Annotated in this window: 17 protein-coding genes and 1 pseudogene; 12 read left to right on the top strand and 6 right to left on the bottom strand. The window is 64.4% G+C overall.

The window, feature by feature from the left end; all coding sequences use genetic code 11:
• Positions 1–82: 82 nt before the first annotated feature.
• Together ACVWYI_RS14070 and ACVWYI_RS14065 are read right to left on the bottom strand one after the other, a co-directional pair.
• Positions 83–1,327 carry an ABC transporter substrate-binding protein gene (locus ACVWYI_RS14070; protein WP_456662355.1) on the bottom strand — a complete coding sequence of 415 codons (1,245 nt, stop codon included), beginning with the start codon at positions 1,325–1,327 and terminating at the stop codon, positions 83–85.
• An 89-nt stretch (positions 1,328–1,416) separates the two neighbouring features.
• Positions 1,417–2,232, bottom strand: coding sequence for a putative hydro-lyase (locus ACVWYI_RS14065; protein WP_456662354.1), 816 nt, complete (start codon positions 2,230–2,232; stop codon positions 1,417–1,419).
• Positions 2,233–2,352: 120 nt separating this feature from the next.
• Between ACVWYI_RS14065 and ACVWYI_RS14060 the strand changes: the two genes are divergently transcribed.
• Genes ACVWYI_RS14060 through ACVWYI_RS14045 form a run of 4 tightly spaced genes read left to right on the top strand, consistent with a single transcriptional unit; the run spans position 2,353 to position 6,565 of the window.
• The gene (locus ACVWYI_RS14060; RefSeq protein ID WP_247441466.1) at positions 2,353–3,270 is read left to right on the top strand and encodes a LysR family transcriptional regulator; all 918 of its coding nucleotides are present in this window, start codon (positions 2,353–2,355) and stop codon (positions 3,268–3,270) included.
• A 32-nt stretch (positions 3,271–3,302) separates the two neighbouring features.
• Entirely contained in the window at positions 3,303–4,553 is a 1,251-nt protein-coding gene (locus ACVWYI_RS14055; RefSeq protein ID WP_456662353.1) for an allantoate amidohydrolase, read from the top strand.
• A gap of 12 nt (positions 4,554–4,565) precedes the next feature.
• Positions 4,566–5,477 (top strand): NAD(P)-dependent oxidoreductase, encoded by a 912-nt coding sequence (locus tag ACVWYI_RS14050; protein WP_456662352.1) that lies wholly within the window; start codon positions 4,566–4,568, stop codon positions 5,475–5,477.
• Between the two features lie 11 nt (positions 5,478–5,488).
• Positions 5,489–6,565, top strand: coding sequence for a malate/lactate/ureidoglycolate dehydrogenase (locus ACVWYI_RS14045; protein ID WP_456662351.1), 1,077 nt, complete (start codon positions 5,489–5,491; stop codon positions 6,563–6,565).
• A gap of 192 nt (positions 6,566–6,757) precedes the next feature.
• On the opposite strand, the gene ACVWYI_RS14040 is transcribed toward ACVWYI_RS14045, so the two are convergent.
• Positions 6,758–7,831, bottom strand: a complete 1,074-nt coding sequence (locus tag ACVWYI_RS14040) for a tartrate dehydrogenase (protein ID WP_456662350.1) — start codon at positions 7,829–7,831, stop codon at positions 6,758–6,760.
• A 156-nt stretch (positions 7,832–7,987) separates the two neighbouring features.
• On the opposite strand from ACVWYI_RS14040, the gene ACVWYI_RS14035 reads away from it, so the two are divergent.
• Both ACVWYI_RS14035 and ACVWYI_RS14030 read left to right on the top strand, forming a co-directional pair.
• Entirely contained in the window at positions 7,988–8,764 is a 777-nt protein-coding gene (locus ACVWYI_RS14035) for an SDR family oxidoreductase (RefSeq protein ID WP_456662349.1), read from the top strand.
• A gap of 110 nt (positions 8,765–8,874) precedes the next feature.
• The gene (locus tag ACVWYI_RS14030; protein WP_456662348.1) at positions 8,875–10,293 is read left to right on the top strand and encodes an amidase; all 1,419 of its coding nucleotides are present in this window, start codon (positions 8,875–8,877) and stop codon (positions 10,291–10,293) included.
• Positions 10,294–10,356: 63 nt separating this feature from the next.
• Here the strand turns inward: ACVWYI_RS14030 and ACVWYI_RS14025 are convergent, their stop codons facing one another.
• Both ACVWYI_RS14025 and ACVWYI_RS14020 read right to left on the bottom strand, forming a co-directional pair.
• Complete coding sequence (locus tag ACVWYI_RS14025; protein WP_247349747.1) at positions 10,357–11,463, bottom strand: amino acid ABC transporter permease; 1,107 nt, start codon at positions 11,461–11,463, stop codon at positions 10,357–10,359.
• 2 nt (positions 11,464–11,465) lie between these two features.
• Positions 11,466–12,660, bottom strand: a pseudogene (locus ACVWYI_RS14020) (amino acid ABC transporter permease).
• Between the two features lie 87 nt (positions 12,661–12,747).
• Between ACVWYI_RS14020 and ACVWYI_RS14015 the strand changes: the two are divergent.
• The 4 genes from ACVWYI_RS14015 (at position 12,748) to ACVWYI_RS14000 (ending at position 16,798) form a co-directional block, all read left to right on the top strand.
• Entirely contained in the window at positions 12,748–13,620 is an 873-nt protein-coding gene (locus ACVWYI_RS14015; RefSeq protein WP_456662347.1) for a MurR/RpiR family transcriptional regulator, read from the top strand.
• A gap of 3 nt (positions 13,621–13,623) precedes the next feature.
• The gene (locus ACVWYI_RS14010) at positions 13,624–14,973 is read left to right on the top strand and encodes an aspartate aminotransferase family protein (RefSeq protein WP_456662346.1); all 1,350 of its coding nucleotides are present in this window, start codon (positions 13,624–13,626) and stop codon (positions 14,971–14,973) included.
• A gap of 12 nt (positions 14,974–14,985) precedes the next feature.
• Complete coding sequence (locus ACVWYI_RS14005; RefSeq protein ID WP_247349742.1) at positions 14,986–15,999, top strand: amino acid ABC transporter substrate-binding protein; 1,014 nt, start codon at positions 14,986–14,988, stop codon at positions 15,997–15,999.
• Between the two features lie 148 nt (positions 16,000–16,147).
• The gene (locus ACVWYI_RS14000; RefSeq protein WP_456662345.1) at positions 16,148–16,798 is read left to right on the top strand and encodes an aspartate/glutamate racemase family protein; all 651 of its coding nucleotides are present in this window, start codon (positions 16,148–16,150) and stop codon (positions 16,796–16,798) included.
• Here ACVWYI_RS14000 and ACVWYI_RS13995 read toward each other — a convergent pair.
• The gene (locus ACVWYI_RS13995; RefSeq protein ID WP_456662344.1) at positions 16,795–17,442 is read right to left on the bottom strand and encodes a TetR/AcrR family transcriptional regulator; all 648 of its coding nucleotides are present in this window, start codon (positions 17,440–17,442) and stop codon (positions 16,795–16,797) included. The two genes, ACVWYI_RS14000 and ACVWYI_RS13995, sit on opposite strands and share 4 nt — an antisense overlap.
• 148 nt (positions 17,443–17,590) lie before the next feature.
• Here ACVWYI_RS13995 and ACVWYI_RS13990 point away from each other — a divergent pair, with 148 nt between their 5' ends.
• Complete coding sequence (locus ACVWYI_RS13990) at positions 17,591–17,800, top strand: ferredoxin (protein ID WP_456662343.1); 210 nt, start codon at positions 17,591–17,593, stop codon at positions 17,798–17,800.
• A gap of 59 nt (positions 17,801–17,859) precedes the next feature.
• Positions 17,860–19,083: a cytochrome P450 gene (locus ACVWYI_RS13985; RefSeq protein ID WP_354106706.1), complete on the top strand. Its 1,224-nt coding sequence runs from the start codon at positions 17,860–17,862 to the stop codon at positions 19,081–19,083.
• Positions 19,084–19,116: the final 33 nt, after the last annotated feature.

Here is a 19,116-nt window from a genome sequence, read left to right as displayed (position 1 = left end):
CCGCTCCTCCAGCGACAACGGCTTCGCCGTTGCGCAGGGATGAGGGTGGGAGCTACCGTCTGAGCTCCCGCTTTCCTAAATCTTACTTCATCGGCCAGATCGCTTCAGCGATCGCGGCCTGCGGCGGGAAGATGGTGACGAACTTGCCGCCGACATATTGCAGCAGCACCGGGTCGGCATCGTTGTTCTGGCCCATCTCGTCGAACTTGACGCGCTTCCAGGGCATGATGGTCTGCTCGCCCGGGATGTCGGTGGCGGCCAGCGCGTCGCGGATCTTCTCGCCGTCCGTCGATTTGGCGCGGCTAATGGCATCGGCGAGGATGATCAGGCCCATGAACTGACGCGAGGTGAGATCGTTGAAATCCTTGCCCGAGCGCGTCTTGAACATCTCGTTGATCTTGCCGACCATCGGGCGCTTCTGCGCCAGGTCGAGCGAGAAGGTGCCACGCGAGATCACGCCTTCGAGCTTGTCGCCGACGGCGTCATAGAGCGCCTTCTCGGAGAAGCCGGCGTCCTGCGCCACGATCGCATTCGGCTTGTAACCGAGCTCGGCCATGGTCTTGACCAGCAGGATGCCGTCGGTGGTGTAGCTCGACGGCATCAGCACGTCGGCATTGGCGCTCTTGAGCTGCTGCACCTCGGCCGAGAGCGAGGGCGAGTTGGCGCGATACTTGATGTCGGTGACGATCTTGTAGCCGCGCTCGCCGGCGATCTTGGCCTGGGCGTTGCCGGAATCGGTGCCGAAGATGGTGTCCTCGTGGAACAGCGACAGCGTCTCGATCTTGGTGCCCTTCTTCTTCAAGGCATCGAAGAAGTCGAACATCGCGGCCGAATACATCTCGTCGTGCGGCGCGGCGCGGAAGTAATATTTCAGGCCGCGGCGATGCAGGCTGGGCGAGGAGTTGTCGGCGGAGACGAACGGGATCTGGTAGCGCTCGCAGATCTGGCTGACGGTGACGGCGACCGCGCTCTGATAGGTGCCGATGATGGCGGAGACCTTCTCCTGCGTGATCAGGCGCTCGGCTTCGGCGCGGCCCTTCTGCGGATCGGCCTGGTGATCGGCAAAGACGAGCCGGACCTTTGCGCCCCCGAGACCCGACAGGCCCTCGCCCTTCGCCAGCGGCAAGTCGAAATCGGTGTCCTTGTTGATGACCTCGAGCGCGGTCTCATAGGCCTTCTGCGCGTCGACGCCCTGCTGCGCGCTGCCGCCCGAGAACGGATAGATCACGCCGATCACGACCTCGGAAGTCTGCGCGCGCGCTGCCAGCGGCACCAGCGCGGCCGTAGCGGTAGCTCCCAACAATACGTCGCGGCGAGTGATCGTCATGGCAAAGTCCCCTGTTACTGAATTTCGGTTGATCGAATGAAACGATTGATGGATGCGGTAAAGCCCGAAGAAGCAGCAAACGCTGCCCACTAAATCACGGCCATGGCCCTGTTCTTGAGATCTGTCACCAGCATCAGGCCGGGCGAATGCGTGATCGCGAACGGCACCTTCGCGGCGTTGATGACCGATTGCGGCGTCACGCCGCAGGCCCAGAACACCGGGATCTCGTCGTCGGCAACCGGCACCGGATCGCCGTAATCGGGCTTGGCGATGTCCTTGATACCGATCAGATGCGGATGGCCGAGATGCACGGGCGCGCCGTGCACGGCTGGATAGCGCGAGGTAATCTGCACCGCGCGGATCGCGTCCGCCGGCTTGAACGGACGCATCGACACCACCATAGGACCGGCGAAGGGACCGGACTCGCCGCAGGCGATGTTGGTGCGATACATCGGCACCCGCACATTGTGCTCGATGTGGCGGATCGGCATGCCCTCGTCGAGCAGCGCCTCTTCGAACGAGAACGAGCAGCCGAGCACGAAGGTCACGAGATCGTCGCGCCAATGCTTTGTCACATCGGTCGGCTCGTCGACCACCTCGCCGTCGTGCCAGACGCGATAGCGCGGCACGTCGGTGCGGATATCGAGATCGGCTCCGAGCGCCGGGATGTGCGGACTGCCGACCTCGGACATCCCGATGATCGGGCACGGCTTGGGATTGAGCTGGCAGAAGCGGTGAAAGGCGCTGGCATATTCCGCCGGCAGGATCGCCAGATTGCCCTGGACGAAGCCGGGAGCCACGCCGGCGGTCGAGGCGACCAGACCCTCGCGGTAGGCAAGCCGCGCCTTGCGGCTCGGAAGCATGTCGGGCGTTTCAGTTTGCTGCACTGCCACCAAAACAGTCATGTGATCGACCTGCCTATAAACTCGACAAAGACAAGCCAACACCAAGCGTGCTATAAAGTCTAATCGTCGTTTCTAATCATTCTCGATAAATTTGGCTTATCGCTCGGGAAAATCCTTCCAATGCTGGACTTCAGGTCGATCGAGACGTTCCTCTGGGTTGTGAAGCTCGGCAGCTTCCGCGGCGCCGCAGCAAGGCTCAACACGACCCAGCCGGCGATCTCCCAGCGAATCGCCCAGCTTGAGCGCGAGATGGGCGTGAAGCTCCTCAACCGCGATCACCGCGTGGCTTCGCCGACGCCGAGCGGCCGGCAGATGATGGTGTATGCGGAAAAACTGATCGGCCTGCGCGCCCAGATGTTGGCCGAGGTCGGCGACCGCTCGGCGATGCGCGGTGTGATGCGTCTCGGCGTTGCCGAAACCATCGTGCACACCTGGCTGCCCCGCCTCGTGAAGAGCATGAACGAGGTCTATCCGAACCTCTCGCTCGAGATCGAGGTCGACATCACGCCGAATCTCACCGCGCGCCTGCTTGCGCAAGAGATCGAGCTTGCCTTCGTCGTCGGTCCGCTCTCGGCCTCCGGGGTGCACAATCGCGTCCTCGCCGACTATCCGATCGGCTTTCTCGCCAGCCCCTCGCTCGGCCTCGGCCATGGACCGGTAACGCGGGCTGAGCTGGCGCGGTTTCCGATCATTACCTTCCCACGCAAGACACGGCCTTACGAGGTCGTGCGCGAAGTGTTCGACCGGCCGGAGCTGCCGCCGATCCGGCTGCACGCCTCCGCCTCGCTCGCGACCGTCATCCACATGGCGGTCGAGGGCCTCGGCATCGCCGTGATTCCCGACGCCATCGTCGAGAGCGAGCTTGCAGACGGGCGGCTGCAACTGCTCGACACCGATCTCGAAATCGCGCCGCTGACATTCACCGCGAGCTGGCTCGCCTCGCCCGACGTCGTGGCGGTGGAGCGCGTCGCAGAGCTTGCATGTCAGATTGCGCAGAGCAGCCTCGCAGTTGACGCGCCCGCGCCGGCGCGTCATTGAAACAGGCGCCGGACAAATGAGAGACTGACCGCATGAGCCGAGCCGCCACCAATTTGCAAATCGATTCCGCCCGCCTCTGGGGCTCCATCCACGAGACCGCGCAGTTCGGCGCGACGGCCAAGGGCGGCGTGCGGCGGCTGACGCTGAGCGCGGAGGACAAGCAGGTGCGCGACTGGTTCCGCAAGGCCTGCGAAGACGCCGGCCTAGAGGTGCACACCGATGCGCTCGGCTCGCAGTTCGGCCTGCGCAAGGGCCGCGACATGTCGAAGCTGCCCGTCGGCATCGGCTCGCATCTCGACACCCAGCCTACCGGCGGCAAGTATGACGGCATTCTGGGAACGCTCGGCGCGCTCGAAGTGATCCGTACGCTGAACGACGCCGGCATCGAGACCGAGGCGCCGATCTGCGTCGTCAACTGGACCAATGAAGAGGGCTCGCGCTTCGCCCCCGCGATGATGGCCTCCGCAGCCTATGTCGGCGACTTCACCACTGATGACATCCTGTCGCGCAAGGACGTCGAAGGCGTCACTGTCGGGCAGGCACTCGACGGCATCGGCTATCGCGGCGACAAGCCGGTCGGCTTTCAGAAGCTCGGCTGCTTCGTCGAGTTGCACATCGAGCAGGGTCCGATCCTTGAGGCTGAGAGCAAGACCATCGGCGTGGTCGATTCCGGCCAGGGCGTGCTCTGGTATGACGGCAAGATTACCGGCTTCGAGAGCCATGCCGGATCGACGCCGATGCCGTTGCGGCGCGATGCACTCGCCACGCTCTCCGAGATCGTGCTGGCAATGGAGGCCATCGCCAGCAAGCACGGGCCGAAAGCGGTCGGCACCATCGGCGAGGCCGTGATCGCAAACCCCTCGCGCAACGTCATTCCCGGCGAGATCGCCTTCACCATGGATTGCCGCAGCGCCGATGGCGCGATCATGGACGCGCTCGATCGCGATTTGCGCGCTGCCATCGCCGAGATCGCCACCCGCCGCAAGGTCGAGGTCAAGATCGACCTCGTCTGGCGCAAGCCGCCGACGCATTTCGATCCGAAGCTGATTGCAGCGGTGGAGAACGCAGCGAAGACGCTCGGCTATTCCTCTCGCCGCATCACCTCGGGCGCCGGCCACGACGCCTGCAACCTCAATACCGTCATGCCGGCGGCGATGGTGTTCGTGCCCTGCAAGGACGGCATTAGCCACAACGAGCTGGAGGACGCCACGCAGCCCGACTGCGCGGCCGGCACCAACGTATTGATGCACACCGTGCTGGCGATCGCCGGCGTCGCGTCCTGACCGGAGAAAACCATGCGCGGAGTTTTCGTCGACGCCAATGAAGCTCTCGCCGTGATCATGGAGCGGCTGGAGCAACCGGGCGATCCCAAGGTGCGTATCCACAGGGATCCCGACATCAAGCCCGAGCAATATCCTGAGATCCTCGACGGCGCCGAAATCGCGATCGTCGATCACACCGCGCTACCGACCGAGGTCGCGAAGAAGTGCGCAGGGCTGAAGCACGTGGTCTTCCTCGGCACCGGTGCGCGCAGCTACATGAATCCGGAAGAGCTCGCTGAACTCGGTATCTCCGTGCATCTGATCAAGGGCTATGGCGATACGGCGGTCGCGGAAGCCGCGATCGCGCTGATGTGGGCCTCGGCGCGAGGCATCGCGATGATGGATCGCGAGATGCGCGGCGGCAACTGGCTGCGCGAGGATGGCATGCAGCTCACCGGCAAGACGCTCGGCCTGATCGGCTTCGGCGGTATCGCCGCCGAGGTCGCACGCATTGCCTCGGGCAGCGGCATGAAGGTGATTGCCTGGAACCGCTCGCCCAAGAGCCATCCGGGCGTCGAATTCACCGATCTCGACAAATTGCTGGCGCGAGCCGATGTCGTGTCACTGCATCTGCTGCTCAACGACGAGACCCGCGGCATGATCACCCGCGAGATGATCGCGAAGATGAAGCCGGGCGTCATCCTCATCAACACCGCCCGCGCCGCCGTCGTCGACGAGACCGCCATGATCGACGGGCTGAAGTCGGGCCACATCCGCCATGCCGGCCTCGATGTTTTCAACATCGAACCCCTGCCCGGCGATCATCCGCTGACGAAGATTCCGAACGTGACGCTGTCGGCGCATTCGGCCTTCCGCACGCCGGAAGCAAGTGAGAACCTGATCGAAGCGGCCTGGGTCCACTGCCGCCGGATCGTGAAAGGATAAGAGCAACAACAATGGCCGACTATCGCACCATCAAGGCACAGCCGCTCACCAACGTCGTCCGCGCCATTGTCAAGGCCGGCGGCTCCACGGACCGCGAGGCCGAGCTCGTATCCACGAACCTCGTCGAGGCCAACCTCAGGGGACATGACTCGCACGGCGTCGGCATGATCCCGCGCTACGTCCAGAGCGTCACCACGGGCGGCCTCGCCGTGAACCAGCACGTCAAGATCGTGCTCGACACTGGTCCGCTTCTCACCCTCGACGGCCTCACCGGCTACGGCCAGGTGATCGGCCATGAAGCGATGGAGCTGGCGGCCGAGCGCGCCAAGCGCAACGGCGTGTGTCTCGTCGGCCTGTCGAACTCGCACCACATCGGCCGCATTGGCCACTGGGCCGAGCAGTGCATCGACCACGGACTGGTATCGATTCACTTCGTTAACGTGATCTCGCGCCCGATCGTGGCGCCGTGGGGCGGCAGCGATGGGCGCCACGGCACCAACCCGTTCTGCGTCGGCATCCCGCGCAGGGGCAAAGAGCCGATCGTGCTCGACTTCGCCACCAGCAGGATCGCGCAGGGCAAGACCCGTGTCGCCCACAACAAGGGCGTCGAGCTCGAGCCCGGCACCATCATCGACAATGAGGGCAAGCCGACCACCAACCCGCGCTACACCGTGATCCCGCCGCACGGCGCCATCCTGCCGTTCGGCGAGCACAAGGGGTCGGGGCTCGCGCTGGTGTGCGAAATCCTCGGCGGCGCGCTCTCTGGCGGGCAGGTGGTCAAGGGCCCGTCCGATGGCAAGTACAACGTCCTCAACGGCATGCTCTCGATCATCATCGATCCGACCAAGCTCGGCACCGCGGAAAATCTCGCGCGCGAAGTCGAGAGCTTCGTCGCCTGGCACACCGGCTCACCTCCCGCCGTCGGCGTCGACAAGGTGAAGATCGCCGGCGAGCCCGAGCGCGAGACGAAGCAGAAGCGCCTGGCTGAAGGCATTCCGGTCGATCCGACCACCTGGCAGGAGATCTTGGAGGCCGGGAAGAAGTTCGGGCTGGATCAGGCGGCGATCGAGAGGATCGCGGGGTCGTGAGGCAGAGCACGCGGCTCTTCCCTTCTCCCCTTGTGGGAGAAGGTGGCGCGAAGCGCCGGATGAGGGGTCTCTCTCCACGAAGAGAAATGCACAATTGAGAGGCCTGTCTCCGCGGAGACAACCCCTCACCCATCTTCGATGCTTCGCATCGAAGCCACCCTCCCCCACAAGGGGGGAGGGGAAAGCAGCGCTCTAATCCACCATATCCGCAACCGCCTTGCCGCAAGCCGTGGTGTCGGCGTTGCCGCCCAGGTCCTTGGTGCGGAGCGTGCGCTCGGCCAGCGTGCGCTCGATCGCATCGACGATCGACTTGCCGGCTTGCTTCTCGCCGAGATGCTCGAGCATCATCGCGCCTGACCAGATTGCGCCGATCGGATTGGCGACGCCCTGCCCCGCGATATCGGGCGCCGAGCCGTGCACCGGCTCGAACACCGACGGGAAATTGCCCTCGGGGTTGATGTTGCCCGACGGCGCGATGCCGATGGTGCCGGTGCAGGCCGGGCCGAGGTCGGACAGGATGTCGCCGAACAAATTGGAGCCGACCACGACGTCGAACCAATCCGGATGCAGCACGAAGTTCGCGGTCAGGATGTCGATGTGGTACTTGTCCCACTTCACACTTGGATACTTCTTCGCCATCGCCTCCACGCGCTCGTCCCAATAGGGCATGGTGATGGAGATGCCGTTCGACTTGGTCGCTGAGGTCAGGTGCTTCTTCGGCCGCGACTGCGCGAGCTCGAAGGCGAACTTCAGGATGCGGTCGACGCCGATGCGGGTCATCACCGTCTGCTGCGTCACGAACTCGCGGTCGGTGTCCGGGAACATGCGGCCGCCGACGGATGAATATTCGCCCTCGGTATTCTCGCGCACCACCCAGAAATCGATCTCGCCCGGCTTGCGATTTGCCAGCGGCGACGGCACGCCCGGCATCAGCCGCACCGGACGCAAATTCACATACTGATCGAACTCGCGGCGGAATTTGATCAGTGAACCCCACAGCGAGACGTGATCCGGAATCTTGGCCGGCCAGCCGACCGCACCGAAGTAGATGGCATCGTGCTTGCCGATCTTGTCCTTCCAATCGTCCGGCATCATCTGGCCGTGCTTCTCGTAATAGTCCCAGGACGAGAAGTCGAAATGATCGAAATGAAGAGACACCCCGTGCTTCTTCGCTGCGGTCTCCAGAACACGCAGACCCTCCGGCATCACTTCCTTGCCGATGCCGTCACCGGGAATGACCGCGATCCGGTATTGTTTCTTGCTCATCGAGAACGTCCTTGATTGGTCCGGCAGCCGCCGCCTTTTTGACCGCACTGCAATGGACCAAACGCGGCGGCAGTGCAACGCTGCACTGCAATGTTGACCATGGCGCGGCCAACCGCCTACTGATTTCATCCTGTTCTCACCGAGCGAGTAACTTCCATGGATCTGCATCTGCGTGGTAAGCGCGTCCTGATCACGGGTGCGTCCAAGGGCATCGGCGCAGCCGCCGCCGAGGTCTTTGCCGAGGAAGGCTGCCATCTCCTCCTCGCCGCCCGCAATGGCGATCAGCTCAAGGCGCTGGCCGAGCGCCTGCGCTCCGCCCATCAGATCGATGCCGCGACGAGCATTGTCGATCTGCGCAAGACTGAGGATTTGGCGCGGCTGGCGAAGGAGGCCGCCGACATCGACGTGCTCGTCAACAATGCAGGCGACATTCCCGGCGGCTCCATCGACAAGATCGACGAGGCGACCTGGCGGCACGCCTGGGAATTGAAAGTGTTCGGCTACATCAACCTCACGCGCATGATCTATGCGCAGATGAAGGCGAAGGGCGGCGGCGTGATCGTCAACGACATCGGCGCCGCCGGCGAGAAGTTCGACGCCAACTACATTTGCGGCAGCGCCGGCAATGCCGCGCTGATGGCCTTCACCCGCGCGCTCGGGGGCAAGAGCCTCGCCGACAACATCCGCGTGGTCGGCATCAATCCCGGCCCGGTCGGCACCGACCGTCACGTCACCCTGCTGAAGACGCGGGCAAAGCACCAGTTCGGCGACGAGAGCCGCTACAAGGAATTCCAGAAGAGCCTGCCGCTCGGCAGGCCGGCGCATGCCCGCGAGATCGGCGACCTCATGGCGTTCCTGGCGTCGGATCGCGCCGGCTATACATCGGGCGTCATCTATACGGTGGATGGCGGCATCAGCGCGGGATGGGGTTGAGTTTTCTGTCATTGCGAGCGTAGCGAAGCAATCCAGAATCTTTCCGCGGACAGACTGGATTGCTTCGCTGCGCTCGCAATGACGGTTCAATAAGCACAGGAGTAAAATAATTGTCTCAGGATCTGATCCGCGAAACCGCCTGCGTCGTCGTTGACAAGCTGCGGTCCGGCGAGGTCTCGCCGCTGGAGCTGCTGGATGCGCTGGAGAAGCGCATCGGTGAAGTCGACGGCAAGGTCAATGCGCTGCCGACGCTGTGCTTCGATCGCGCGCGGGATAGCGCCAAGGCGCTGATGCAGAAGCCGGCCGGCGCGCGCGGATTGCTCGCAGGCCTGCCGGTGCCGATCAAGGACCTGACCGATGTTGCAGGCGTGCTGAACACCCAGGGCTCGCCGATCTACAAAAACAATATCCCAGCGAAGTCCGACCTCATGGTCGAGAACCTCGAAGCCAATGGTGCGGTCGTCTACGCCAAGTCCAACACGCCGGAATTCGGCGCCGGCGCCAACACCTTCAACGAGGTATTCGGCGCGACCCTCAACCCCTGGGACATTTCGAAATCCGCCGCCGGCTCCTCCGGCGGCGCGGCGGTGGCGCTCGCGACCGGCATGGCCTGGCTCGCACAGGGCTCGGACATGGGCGGCAGCTTGCGCAGCCCCGCGAGCTTCTGCGGGATCGTCGGCATGCGACCGAGCATCGGCCGCGTCGCGCACACGCCGAAAGCGGGCATCGACCGCAATCTCGGCGTGCAGGGCCCGATGGCACGCAATGTCGAAGACCTCGCGCTGCTCCTGGATGCCATGAGCGGCGATTATGCCGCCGACCCGCTGTCGCTGCCGGCGCCCGCGACCTCGTTCCTGACAGCCGCGCGGTCGGGCAAAAAGCCGAAGCGCATCGCCTACTCCGCTGATCTCGGCATCACCCCGGTCGACTCCGAAGTCAAGACGCTCACGCGCAAGGCGGCGGAACGCTTTGCCGAAGCCGGTGCCATCGTCGAGGAGGCGCATCCGGATTGGCGCGAGGCGCATGAGTGCTTCCACGTGCTCCGCGCGTTCGACTTCGCGATCAGCAAGGCGCAGCTGCTCCGCACCAAGCGCGACCTGCTCAAGCCCGAGGTGATCTGGAACATCGAGGAAGGTCTCAAGCTCACCGTCGAGCAGCTCGAGCGCGCCGAAGCGCAGCGCGTCGGCATGACCGCGCGTGCAGTCGAATTCTTCCAGACCTACGATCTGCTGCTGGTACCGACGACGATCGTGCCGCCGTTCCCGATCGAGAACCGCTATGTCGCCGAATGTGCGGGCAAGAGGTTCGACAATTACGTCGAATGGCTCGGCATCGTCTACGCCGTCACGCTCGCCTGCTGCCCGGCGTTGTCGCTGCCGTGCGGCTTCACGGCGTCGGGCCTGCCGGTTGGTGTGCAGGTGGTCGGCGCGCCCCGGAGCGACGCTGACGTGCTCGCGGGCGCGAAGGTGCTGGAGGATATTCTGGGTCTGCGGGGCACGACGCCGATTGATCCAAAAGTGAAGAAGTAACTTCTCGAGCCCCGGACGAGCGGCAGCGCTGACGCGTTGCACCTCGTCCGGGGCACGAGATATCTAGCCCGCGCGCGTCGCCTCCAAACTCCGGCTATACCGCGACATCGCGAAGCAGAAGACAAAATAGATGGCGGCGACGAAGATGTAGACTTCGACGGAGAATTGCTGCCACGCGGGATCGATGATCGCGGTCTTCGCCGTCGTCAGCAGGTCGAAGATACCGATGATCAGGACGAGGCTGGTGTCCTTGAAGAAGGCGATGAAGGTGTTGACCAGCGGCGGGATGACGTGGCGGATCGCCTGCGGCAGGACGATCAGCCGGTTCTTGCGCCAATAGGACAACCCCAGCGCATCAGCGGCCTCATACTGTCCGCTCGGCACGGCCTGAAGGCCGCCGCGGATGACTTCGGCAAGATAGGCACCGGCGAACAGGATGATCGCGATCTGCGCGCGCAAGAGCTTGTCGATGTTGAATCCGGCAGGCATGAACAGCGGAAACATCACGCTCGCCATGAACAACAGACTGACCAGCGGCACGCCGCGGATCAGCTCGACATAGAGCACGCTGAGCGAGCGGATTGCCGGCAGCTTCGAACGACGGCCGAGGGCAACCAGGATGCCGAGCGGGAAGCCGAACGCGAGACCGAACGTCGCCAGGATCAGCGTCACCGGCAAGCCGCCCCAACGGTCCTGCGAGACGAACGACAAACCGAACACGCCGCCCCACATCAGCACGCTGATCAGCGCCAGCGCTCCGATCCAGAGATAGGCCAGTTCGCGCCGCCATAAGGCGCGGCGGGTGGAGAGATAGAACAGGGCGATGAAGAGCAGCACCGCCAGCGCCGGCCGCCACTGCTGGTCGAACGGATAGGTGCCAAACAGGATGAAGCGGTACTTTTCGGGTATGATCGCCCAGCACGCACCGACGCCGCGCACTGCGCGGCAGGCACTGGAATCGTTCGCCGGCGTCAACCAGACTGCGTTCGCGATTCCCCACAGCACTAAGCTGAAGACACCCTTGGCGAGCACCGCCAGCAGCACGACTGAGAGGATGCCGTTCGGAATCGACGAGAACAAATTGGTGCGCAGCCAGCGCAGCACCGGGTTGCCGATTTGCGGGCGACGGGCGGCGCGCGGTGCTTCCGGAATGTCGGCGATCGCCGTCATGATCAGCGCTCCACCAGCGCGATGCGCGAATTGTACCAGTTCATGAAAAAGCTGATGCCGAGGCTGATGGTGAGGAACACCGCCATGATCAAAGCAATCGCCTCGATCGCCTGGCCCGTCTGGTTCAGCGTGGTGTTGGCGATCGAGACCACGTCCTGATAGCCGATCGCCACCGCGAGCGAAGAGTTCTTGGTCAGGTTGAGGTACTGGCTCGTCATCGGCGGCACGATCACGCGCAACGCCTGCGGCAGGATGATCTGCCGCAGCATGAAGCTGCGGCGGAGACCCAGCGCATTGGCGGCATCCCACTGGCCGCGCGGCACCGACTGGATGCCGCTGCGCACGATCTCGGCCATGAAGGCCGAGGTATAAGTGACGAGCGCGATCACGAGCGCAAAATAGGCCGCATTCCGGCGCGAGCGTCAGTCCACCGACGAAGTTGAAGCCGCGCAACTCGGGCCATTCGATGATCCAGGATACGCCGAGCAGTGCGGACACGAGCGCCGGCAGCACGACAATGAGGCCAAGCGCGAAAGGCCAGGCCGGCCGTGGCTTGCCATCGCGCATCTGCAGTGAGATCAGCCGTCGCTGGATGACATAGAACACGACAAGCCCGAGCACTGCTGTGCCGAGCACCCAAAGCTGCGACCTCCCGGTTGGAATCGCCGGCAGGATCAAGCCCCGATTGGAGAGGAACACGCCATCGATCGGCCGAAACGCCGCGCGTGCGGCCGGCAGTGCCTGCATCAGCACATACCAGAACAAAAGCTGGAGCAGCAGCGGGATATCGCGGAGCGTTTCCACATAGACAGCGGCAAGCCGCGACACCAACCAGTTCGCGGACAAGCGCGAGATACCGATCAGCGTACCCAAAATGGTTGCGAGCACGATGCCAATTACGGCAACACGCAAGGTGTTGGCGATGCCGACGACGAAGGCCCAGAGATATGAGTCTCTTGGATTGTAGGCGAGCAGGCTGTCGGCGATGGGCATGCCAGCCTCACGGCCGAGGAACGCAAATCCGGTCGTGATGCGGCGCGCGGAGAGATTAGTGACCGTGTTGGACCAGAGGAAGACGATGACCGCGACCGCGATCCCGACCACCAGGACCTGCCAGAACAGGCCTTTCAGCTCGCGTTGCCCGAAAGCGCCGAACAAGCGGCGGCGCGGCGGCGGTCTCGGAGCGTCTGACGTCACAGCACAAAAATCCTTCTCAAGACGGGCGATTTCCGGCGGCGCACGTCAACTGTTGCACCAAACTCTACTTCGTGCAACAAATGTTTCATGGCCGAGCCCGCGAAATCCTCGCCGCTGAGCGAACTGCGCATTGCATTGCCGTCGCTCCCGATGCGGTTGCAGGAGGTCGGGCGTTTCGTCGCGGCCAACGATTACGACGCCACCACGCGTTCGATGCGCGATCTCGCAGCGGTTGCCGGCGCCGATCCGGCCGCGTTCACGCGGCTTGCGAAAGCCATCGGCTATTCGGGCTGGGACGAATTGCGCGCGGCGCTGACGGAGGCGCGGCGGCCCTCGCAGATCGCGCCCTTCTCCGGCCGCGCCAAGAGCCGCCGTCACGGCCCGAACGCCGATGTCGCGCTCGTCACCGACAAGCTCGAGGCCGAGGCCGCTGGCCTCCCGCGCATTCCGGCCCAGCCGATCGCGGAAGCGGCCCGCGCACTTCATGACGCCAAGCGGATCTGGATCACAGGCTACCGGAGCTGCCGCAGCGTCGCTGAGCTGCTGAACTACGAGCTCCGGCTGTTTCGTCCCGAACAGGTGCAACTCGTCGGTGCGTCGGGCCCCGACGATCTCGACCTCGGCGCGTTCCGGCCCGGCGAAGCCGTCATCGTCATCGGCTTCATGCCCTATACACATGCGAGCGTCCGGGTCGCGCAGGCCGCCTATCGTGCCGGCGCGAGCCTGATCGCGATCGCGGATAGCCCATCGGCGCCGATGGCCGAAGGCGCCGACCACGTGCTGCTGTTCGAGGCGGCCTCCTCTCCCGGCTTTTTCCCGAGCCTCACCGGTGCCATTGCGATCGCGCAATCGCTCGCTGCCGTGACATTTTCGCTCGGCGGCGCGGCCGCAAAGAAGCGCCTGGAAAATACCGAGGCGCGACTGGCCGCGGCCTCCACTTACGTTCCAGAGAAAGGTTGACCCATGGCCGCTCGCACCAGCCGCGTGCTGCACCGTTCGTTGCGCGAAACGCCGCCCAAGGCGATCGGCGGCGAAGGCGTCTATCTCCTGGCCGAGGACGGACGCCGCGTGATCGACGCATCCGGCGGTGCGGCGGTGTCCTGCCTGGGCCATCAGCATCCGCGCGTGATCGCAGCGATAGCGAAGCAGGCCTCGACGCTGGCCTATGCGCACACCGCTTTCTTCTCCTCCGAGCCGGCCGAGGCGCTGGCCGAACTGCTGGTCGGCCACGAGCCCGGCGGCCTCGCTTATGCTTATTTCGTCAGTGGCGGATCGGAGGCAATCGAGGCCAGCATCAAGCTCGCGCGGCAATATTTCATCGAGCGTGGCGAGCCGCAGCGGCAGCATTTCATCGCACGGCGCCAGAGCTATCACGGCAACACGCTCGGCGCGCTGGCCGCCGGCGGCAATGCGTGGCGGCGTGCGCCCTATGCGCCGCTGCTCTCCGACGCCTTCAGCCATGTGACCCCGGCCTTCGCCTATCACGAGAAACACGATGGTGAATCAGATGCGCAGTTTGTGGCGCGCCTCGCCACCGAACTTGAAGCCGAGTTTCAGCGGCTCGGCCCTGAGACCGTCGCGGCGTTCCTCGCCGAGCCCGTCGTCGGCGCGACCGCCGGTGCGGTAACGGCGCCGGACGGATACTTCAAAGCGGTCCGCGAGATCTGCAATCGACATGGCGCGCTGCTCATCCTTGATGAGGTCATGTCCGGCATGGGCCGCACCGGCACCACGCATGCATGGGAACAGGAAGGCGTCGCGCCCGACATCCAGGCGATCGCGAAGGGCCTCGGCGGCGGCTACCAGCCGATCGGCGCGATGCTTGCCAGCGGAAAGATCATCGACACGATCCGTGCGGGCTCCGGTGCGTTTCAGCACGGCCATACTTATCTCGCGCATCCCCTCGCCTGCGCCGCCGCACTCGAGGTGCAAAACGTGATCCGCGAGGACGGCCTGCTCGAACGCGTCAAGGAGCGCGGCAAGCAGCTCGAGCAGCGGCTGACCGAGCGCTTCGGCAACCACCGCCATGTCGGCGACATCAGGGGTCGCGGGCTGTTCTGGGCGATCGAGCTCGTCGCCGATCGCGCCGGCCGCACCTCGTTCGATCCGGCGCTGAAGCTGAACCAGAAGATCAAGGCGGAGGCCTTTGCCAACGGGCTCGGCTGCTATCCCGGCGGCGGCACTGTGGACGGGGTCCGCGGCGACCACGTACTGCTGGCCCCGCCCTATATCACTTCGGCTGACGAGATCGACCTGATCGTCGACAAGCTCGGCACCGCCGTCGACCACGTGTTGCGTAGTGTCAATCATTGAGGGGAGAGTAACATGATGAGGAAAGTGGTTATCGCAGCGAGCGTGCTCGCGGCATCGACGGTGGTCGCATCGGCCGCGACGCTCGACACGGTGAAGAGTCGCGGCACGCTGATATGCGGTGTCAGCGCCGGCTTTGCCGGCTTCTCCGCGCCGGACTCGCAAGGCAATTACAAGGGTCTCGACGTCGATTATTGCCGCGCCCTCGCCGCCGGCGTGCTCGGCGACGCCAGCAAGGTGCGTTACGTCTCGCTGACCGCGCAGAACCGCTTCACCGCGCTCCAGTCCGGCGAGATCGACGTGCTCTACCGCAATTCCACGCAGACCTATCTGCGCGGCGTGACGCTGGGCCTGCGGCAGGGCCCGATCAACTTCTACGACGGCCAGGGCTTTGTCGTGAAGAAAGACCTCGGCGTGAAGGAGATCAAGGATCTCAAGGGCGCCACCGTCTGCGTCGCCCAGGGCACCACGCATGAGGTCACGCTCGGCGACTACGGCCGGGCGAATGGCATTGACTGGAAACCGCTGGTGTTCGACCGCGTCGACACGATGTACCAGACGTTCTTCGGCGGCCGTTGCGATGCCATGACCCAGGACGCTTCCGCGCTCGCAGGTGCCGTGACGACCGCGGCGCCGAATCCGGCCGACTACGTCGTGCTGCCGCAGACCATCAGCAAGGAGCCGCTCGGCCCCTTCACCCGGAACGGCGATGAGGTCTGGAGCGACATCATCACCTGGCTGCATTACGGGCTGATCGAGGCCGAAGAGCTTGGCGTCACGCAAGCCAATGTCGACGAGATGGCGAAGTCGCAGACACCGGCGATCCAGCGCCTTCTGGGCGCCTCCGGCGATCTCGGCTCGCGGCTCGGGCTCGACAATAAATGGCTGGTCACGGCAATCAAGGCCACCGGCAATTACGGCGAGATCTACGAGCGCAATGTCGGCAAGGCGAGCCCGCTCAAGCTCGAGCGCGGCCTCAACGGCCTCTGGAGCAAGGGCGGATTGATGTACGCGGTGCCGTTCAAGTAAAGACCTCGCGTGTCCCGGACGCGCAGCAGCGTGCAACGCTGCTGCGCTGAGCCGGGACCTCGCCGCGACAATGGGCCCCGGCTCTGCAGCGCAATGCTGCGCATTGCGCTGCGTCCGGGGCACGAAACCTTCCATCGGGTAACGTTCAATGACGACGTCTCCTCGCATCACCCTGATCCACGCTCTCAAGCATTCTATCGGCCCGATCGAGGCGGCGTTCGCGAAGGCGTGGCCAGAGGCGAGGCTGATGAACCTGCTCGACGACAGCCTGTCGGCTGATCTCGCGCGTGACGGCAAGCTCAACAATGCCATGACCGAGCGCTTCCTTGCGCTCGGCGACTACGCCGCGGCGACCAGCGCGGATGCGATCCTGTTCACCTGCTCGGCCTTCGGCCCCTGCATCGAGGCGGTTGCGCGCGCGCATGCGCCGATGCCGGTGCTCAAGCCGAACGAAGCCATGATCGAACGGGCGGTGACGATGGGCCAGCGGATCGGCCTGCTCTCGACCTTCCCGCCCACGCTGGCCTCGATGCCGCCGGAATTTCCGGCCTCCGTCAAGATCGTGCCGAAACTTGCCGAAGGCGCGCTGGCCGCGCTCGACCGCGGCGACCGCGCGACACATGACCGGCTGATCGTGGAAGCCTCACGTGACTTACGCGATTGCGACGTCGTCGCGCTCGCGCAGTTCAGTATCGCTGCGACGGCGCCTCTCGTGGCGGAGGCTACCGGCCGCCCTGTCGTGACCACGCCCGACAGCGCCGTCGAGAAGCTGATGAAGCTGTTGGTGGCGAAGGATTAAGTGCCAGCCTTTTTCCGGCGCCGCGCGGCCTTGATCGCCGCCGCAAGCGCTGCCTTCGTTTCGCTGACAAAATCCTCCACCAGCTCCTCGCGCGTGGCATGCGCCGCCTCACCGGTGAACAGGCCCTGCTCTGCCAGCATCACCACGCCGTGCAGCGCCGCCCAGATCTTGAGCGCGTGCCGCTCGCGCAAATAGCCGACCGCGGGCGCTTCAAGAGCTTCCACCACGAGCGCAAATGTCTCGTGCGTGGCCTCGCGCAACTCGCTGCCCTTGGGCGCGCAGGACACAGTGCGCGAAGCGAACATCAACCGGTAGATGCCACTGCGGTGCAAACCGAAATCGAGCGTCGCCTGCGCCAGCCGCGATAATTTCGATTGCTTCGACGGCCTTGCCATCGCGGCCCGCAAAATCGCGCTGAGCTGCCGGAACGCCTCCGCCGTCACCGCCGCAAGCAGCGCCTCGCGATCGGTAAAATGCCGGTAGGGCGCCGGCTGCGAGACGCCGAGCTGTTTTGCAAGCGCCTTGATGCTGATCGCCTCCGTCCCGCCCTGCTCCGCCTCGCGCAACGCAGCCTTGATCAAGGCGTCGCGGAGATCGCCATGGTGGTAGGTATTCTCGGGCTTTCGGGCAAGTTGTGAACGCATGTTGCGCCGAGCCTATAAGTTTGTGCTTGACAGGGGAAGCCTGCCGAGAATGTAATAGCCTATAACTTAGAAGAAGCGGCAATGCCGTGACAAAATTGACAAGACGCGCACCCTTCGGGTTCACGCGCGCACGACCGAGGAAGCCGCCATGACAAAGCGACTGAGGATTCACGTCGATCCCGACAAATGCCAGGGGCACGCGCGTTGCAAGGCGCTGGCGCCGGAGCTGTTCGAGCTCGACGAATACGGCAACGCCCACGAGGCCGGCGACGGCACCGTCCCGCCCGGCCTCGAAGACAAGGCCTGGCTTGCCAAATCCAATTGTCCGGAAATCGCAATCGACGTGATCGAGGAGTAGCGCACCGCCTGCCGCCCCGCGTGCCTTTCTTGAACACGAGCCCCTAGGGATTCACTGATATGTCCGACGTCAGCCAACCCGCCGCCCATCCGCCCGTGACCGATTGGGTCCATGATTTCGACCACACCGATCCGCAATGGACGGAAGATCCCTTCCCGATCTGGGACGAGCTGCGCGCCGCAGGCCCGGTCGTGCACACCGAACGCTTTCTCGGCTGTTACATGCCGACGACCTATGAGGCCGTACGCGAGATCGCCAACGACAGCGAGCATTTCTCCTCGCGCCGGATCATCGTCCGCGACGTGCGGCCGGAAATCACCAGCAGGAACTCCGCCCCGCCGATCACCTCCGATCCGCCGGTGCACAAGCCCGCCAAGCAATTGCTTCTGCCGCCGTTCACGCCGGACGCGATGAAGAAGCTGGAGCCGCGGATGCGCGCGATCTGCAACGAGTTGATCGACGGATTCATCGCCGAACGTCGGCTAGACGCGGCGGAGCGCTACACCAAGCACATTCCGGTGCGGGCAATCGCGCACATGCTCGGCATTCCTGAGTCCGACAGCGATCTCTTCATCAAATGGATCCACATGATCCTGGAGCTCGGCATCAAGGACGAGACCATGCTGCTTCAGGCCGTGCACGAGATGAGCGCTTACTTCGGCGCCCACATCGAGGCCCGCAAGAACAAGCCGACCGACGATCTGATCTCCTACCTGATGAACGCCAAGGACAAGGAAGGCAATCCGCTCGAGGATTCCCACGTGCTGGGCTCGCTGCGACTGCTCCTGATCGCCGGCATCGACACCACCTGGAGCGCGATCGGCTCCTCACTCTGGCACCTCGCCCGGACGCCCGCCGATCGCGAGCGACTGATTGCCGAGCCCGAGCTGATCCCGAACGCGGTGGAGGAGCTGCTGCGCGCCTATTCGCCGGTGACGATGGCGCGCGAAGTGGTCAAGGAGACCACGATCTCGGGCTGCCCGGTCAAGCCAGGCAACATGGTGCTGCTGTCCTTCCCGGCCGCGAACCGCGACCCAAAGATTTTTCCGGATGCTGACAAGGTCGTGATTGACCGCCGCGAGAACCGCCATGCCGCCTTCGGCCTCGGCATCCACCGCTGCGTCGGCTCGAACCTTGCGCGCATGGAGATGCAGGTTGCGCTGGAGGAATGGCTGAAGCGAATTCCGGACTTCGCCCTCGATCCGGCAGGCACGGTGACCTGGTCACAGGGAACCGTCAGAGGCCCCCGCCAGTTGCCATTTTTGCTTGGAAAGGCGATGTAGACCTTTCCAAACAGCGATACGGAGAGGCCGGAC

Source organism: Bradyrhizobium sp. LB13.1 (assembly GCF_054056815.1).
The sequence above is the reverse complement of the archived record's forward strand: the minus strand, read 5'-3'. Positions and strand labels throughout refer to the sequence as shown.

What these genes read in the sequence shown, in the direction of transcription:
- ACVWYI_RS13985 (WP_354106706.1), top strand. Translation starts at nt 17,860, where the DNA reads ATGTCCGACGTCAGCCAACCCGCCGCCCATCCGCCCGTGACCGATTGG.
- ACVWYI_RS14025 (WP_247349747.1), bottom strand. Translation starts at nt 11,463, where the DNA reads ATGACGGCGATCGCCGACATTCCGGAAGCACCGCGCGCCGCCCGTCGC.
- ACVWYI_RS14035 (WP_456662349.1), top strand. Translation starts at nt 7,988, where the DNA reads ATGGATCTGCATCTGCGTGGTAAGCGCGTCCTGATCACGGGTGCGTCC.
- ACVWYI_RS14045 (WP_456662351.1), top strand. Translation starts at nt 5,489, where the DNA reads ATGGCCGACTATCGCACCATCAAGGCACAGCCGCTCACCAACGTCGTC.
- ACVWYI_RS14005 (WP_247349742.1), top strand. Translation starts at nt 14,986, where the DNA reads ATGATGAGGAAAGTGGTTATCGCAGCGAGCGTGCTCGCGGCATCGACG.
- ACVWYI_RS14040 (WP_456662350.1), bottom strand. Translation starts at nt 7,831, where the DNA reads ATGAGCAAGAAACAATACCGGATCGCGGTCATTCCCGGTGACGGCATC.
- ACVWYI_RS14070 (WP_456662355.1), bottom strand. Translation starts at nt 1,327, where the DNA reads ATGACGATCACTCGCCGCGACGTATTGTTGGGAGCTACCGCTACGGCC.
- ACVWYI_RS14055 (WP_456662353.1), top strand. Translation starts at nt 3,303, where the DNA reads ATGAGCCGAGCCGCCACCAATTTGCAAATCGATTCCGCCCGCCTCTGG.
- ACVWYI_RS14050 (WP_456662352.1), top strand. Translation starts at nt 4,566, where the DNA reads ATGCGCGGAGTTTTCGTCGACGCCAATGAAGCTCTCGCCGTGATCATG.
- ACVWYI_RS13995 (WP_456662344.1), bottom strand. Translation starts at nt 17,442, where the DNA reads ATGCGTTCACAACTTGCCCGAAAGCCCGAGAATACCTACCACCATGGC.
- ACVWYI_RS14000 (WP_456662345.1), top strand. Translation starts at nt 16,148, where the DNA reads ATGACGACGTCTCCTCGCATCACCCTGATCCACGCTCTCAAGCATTCT.
- ACVWYI_RS14065 (WP_456662354.1), bottom strand. Translation starts at nt 2,232, where the DNA reads ATGACTGTTTTGGTGGCAGTGCAGCAAACTGAAACGCCCGACATGCTT.
- ACVWYI_RS14010 (WP_456662346.1), top strand. Translation starts at nt 13,624, where the DNA reads ATGGCCGCTCGCACCAGCCGCGTGCTGCACCGTTCGTTGCGCGAAACG.
- ACVWYI_RS13990 (WP_456662343.1), top strand. Translation starts at nt 17,591, where the DNA reads ATGACAAAGCGACTGAGGATTCACGTCGATCCCGACAAATGCCAGGGG.
- ACVWYI_RS14060 (WP_247441466.1), top strand. Translation starts at nt 2,353, where the DNA reads ATGCTGGACTTCAGGTCGATCGAGACGTTCCTCTGGGTTGTGAAGCTC.
- ACVWYI_RS14015 (WP_456662347.1), top strand. Translation starts at nt 12,748, where the DNA reads ATGGCCGAGCCCGCGAAATCCTCGCCGCTGAGCGAACTGCGCATTGCA.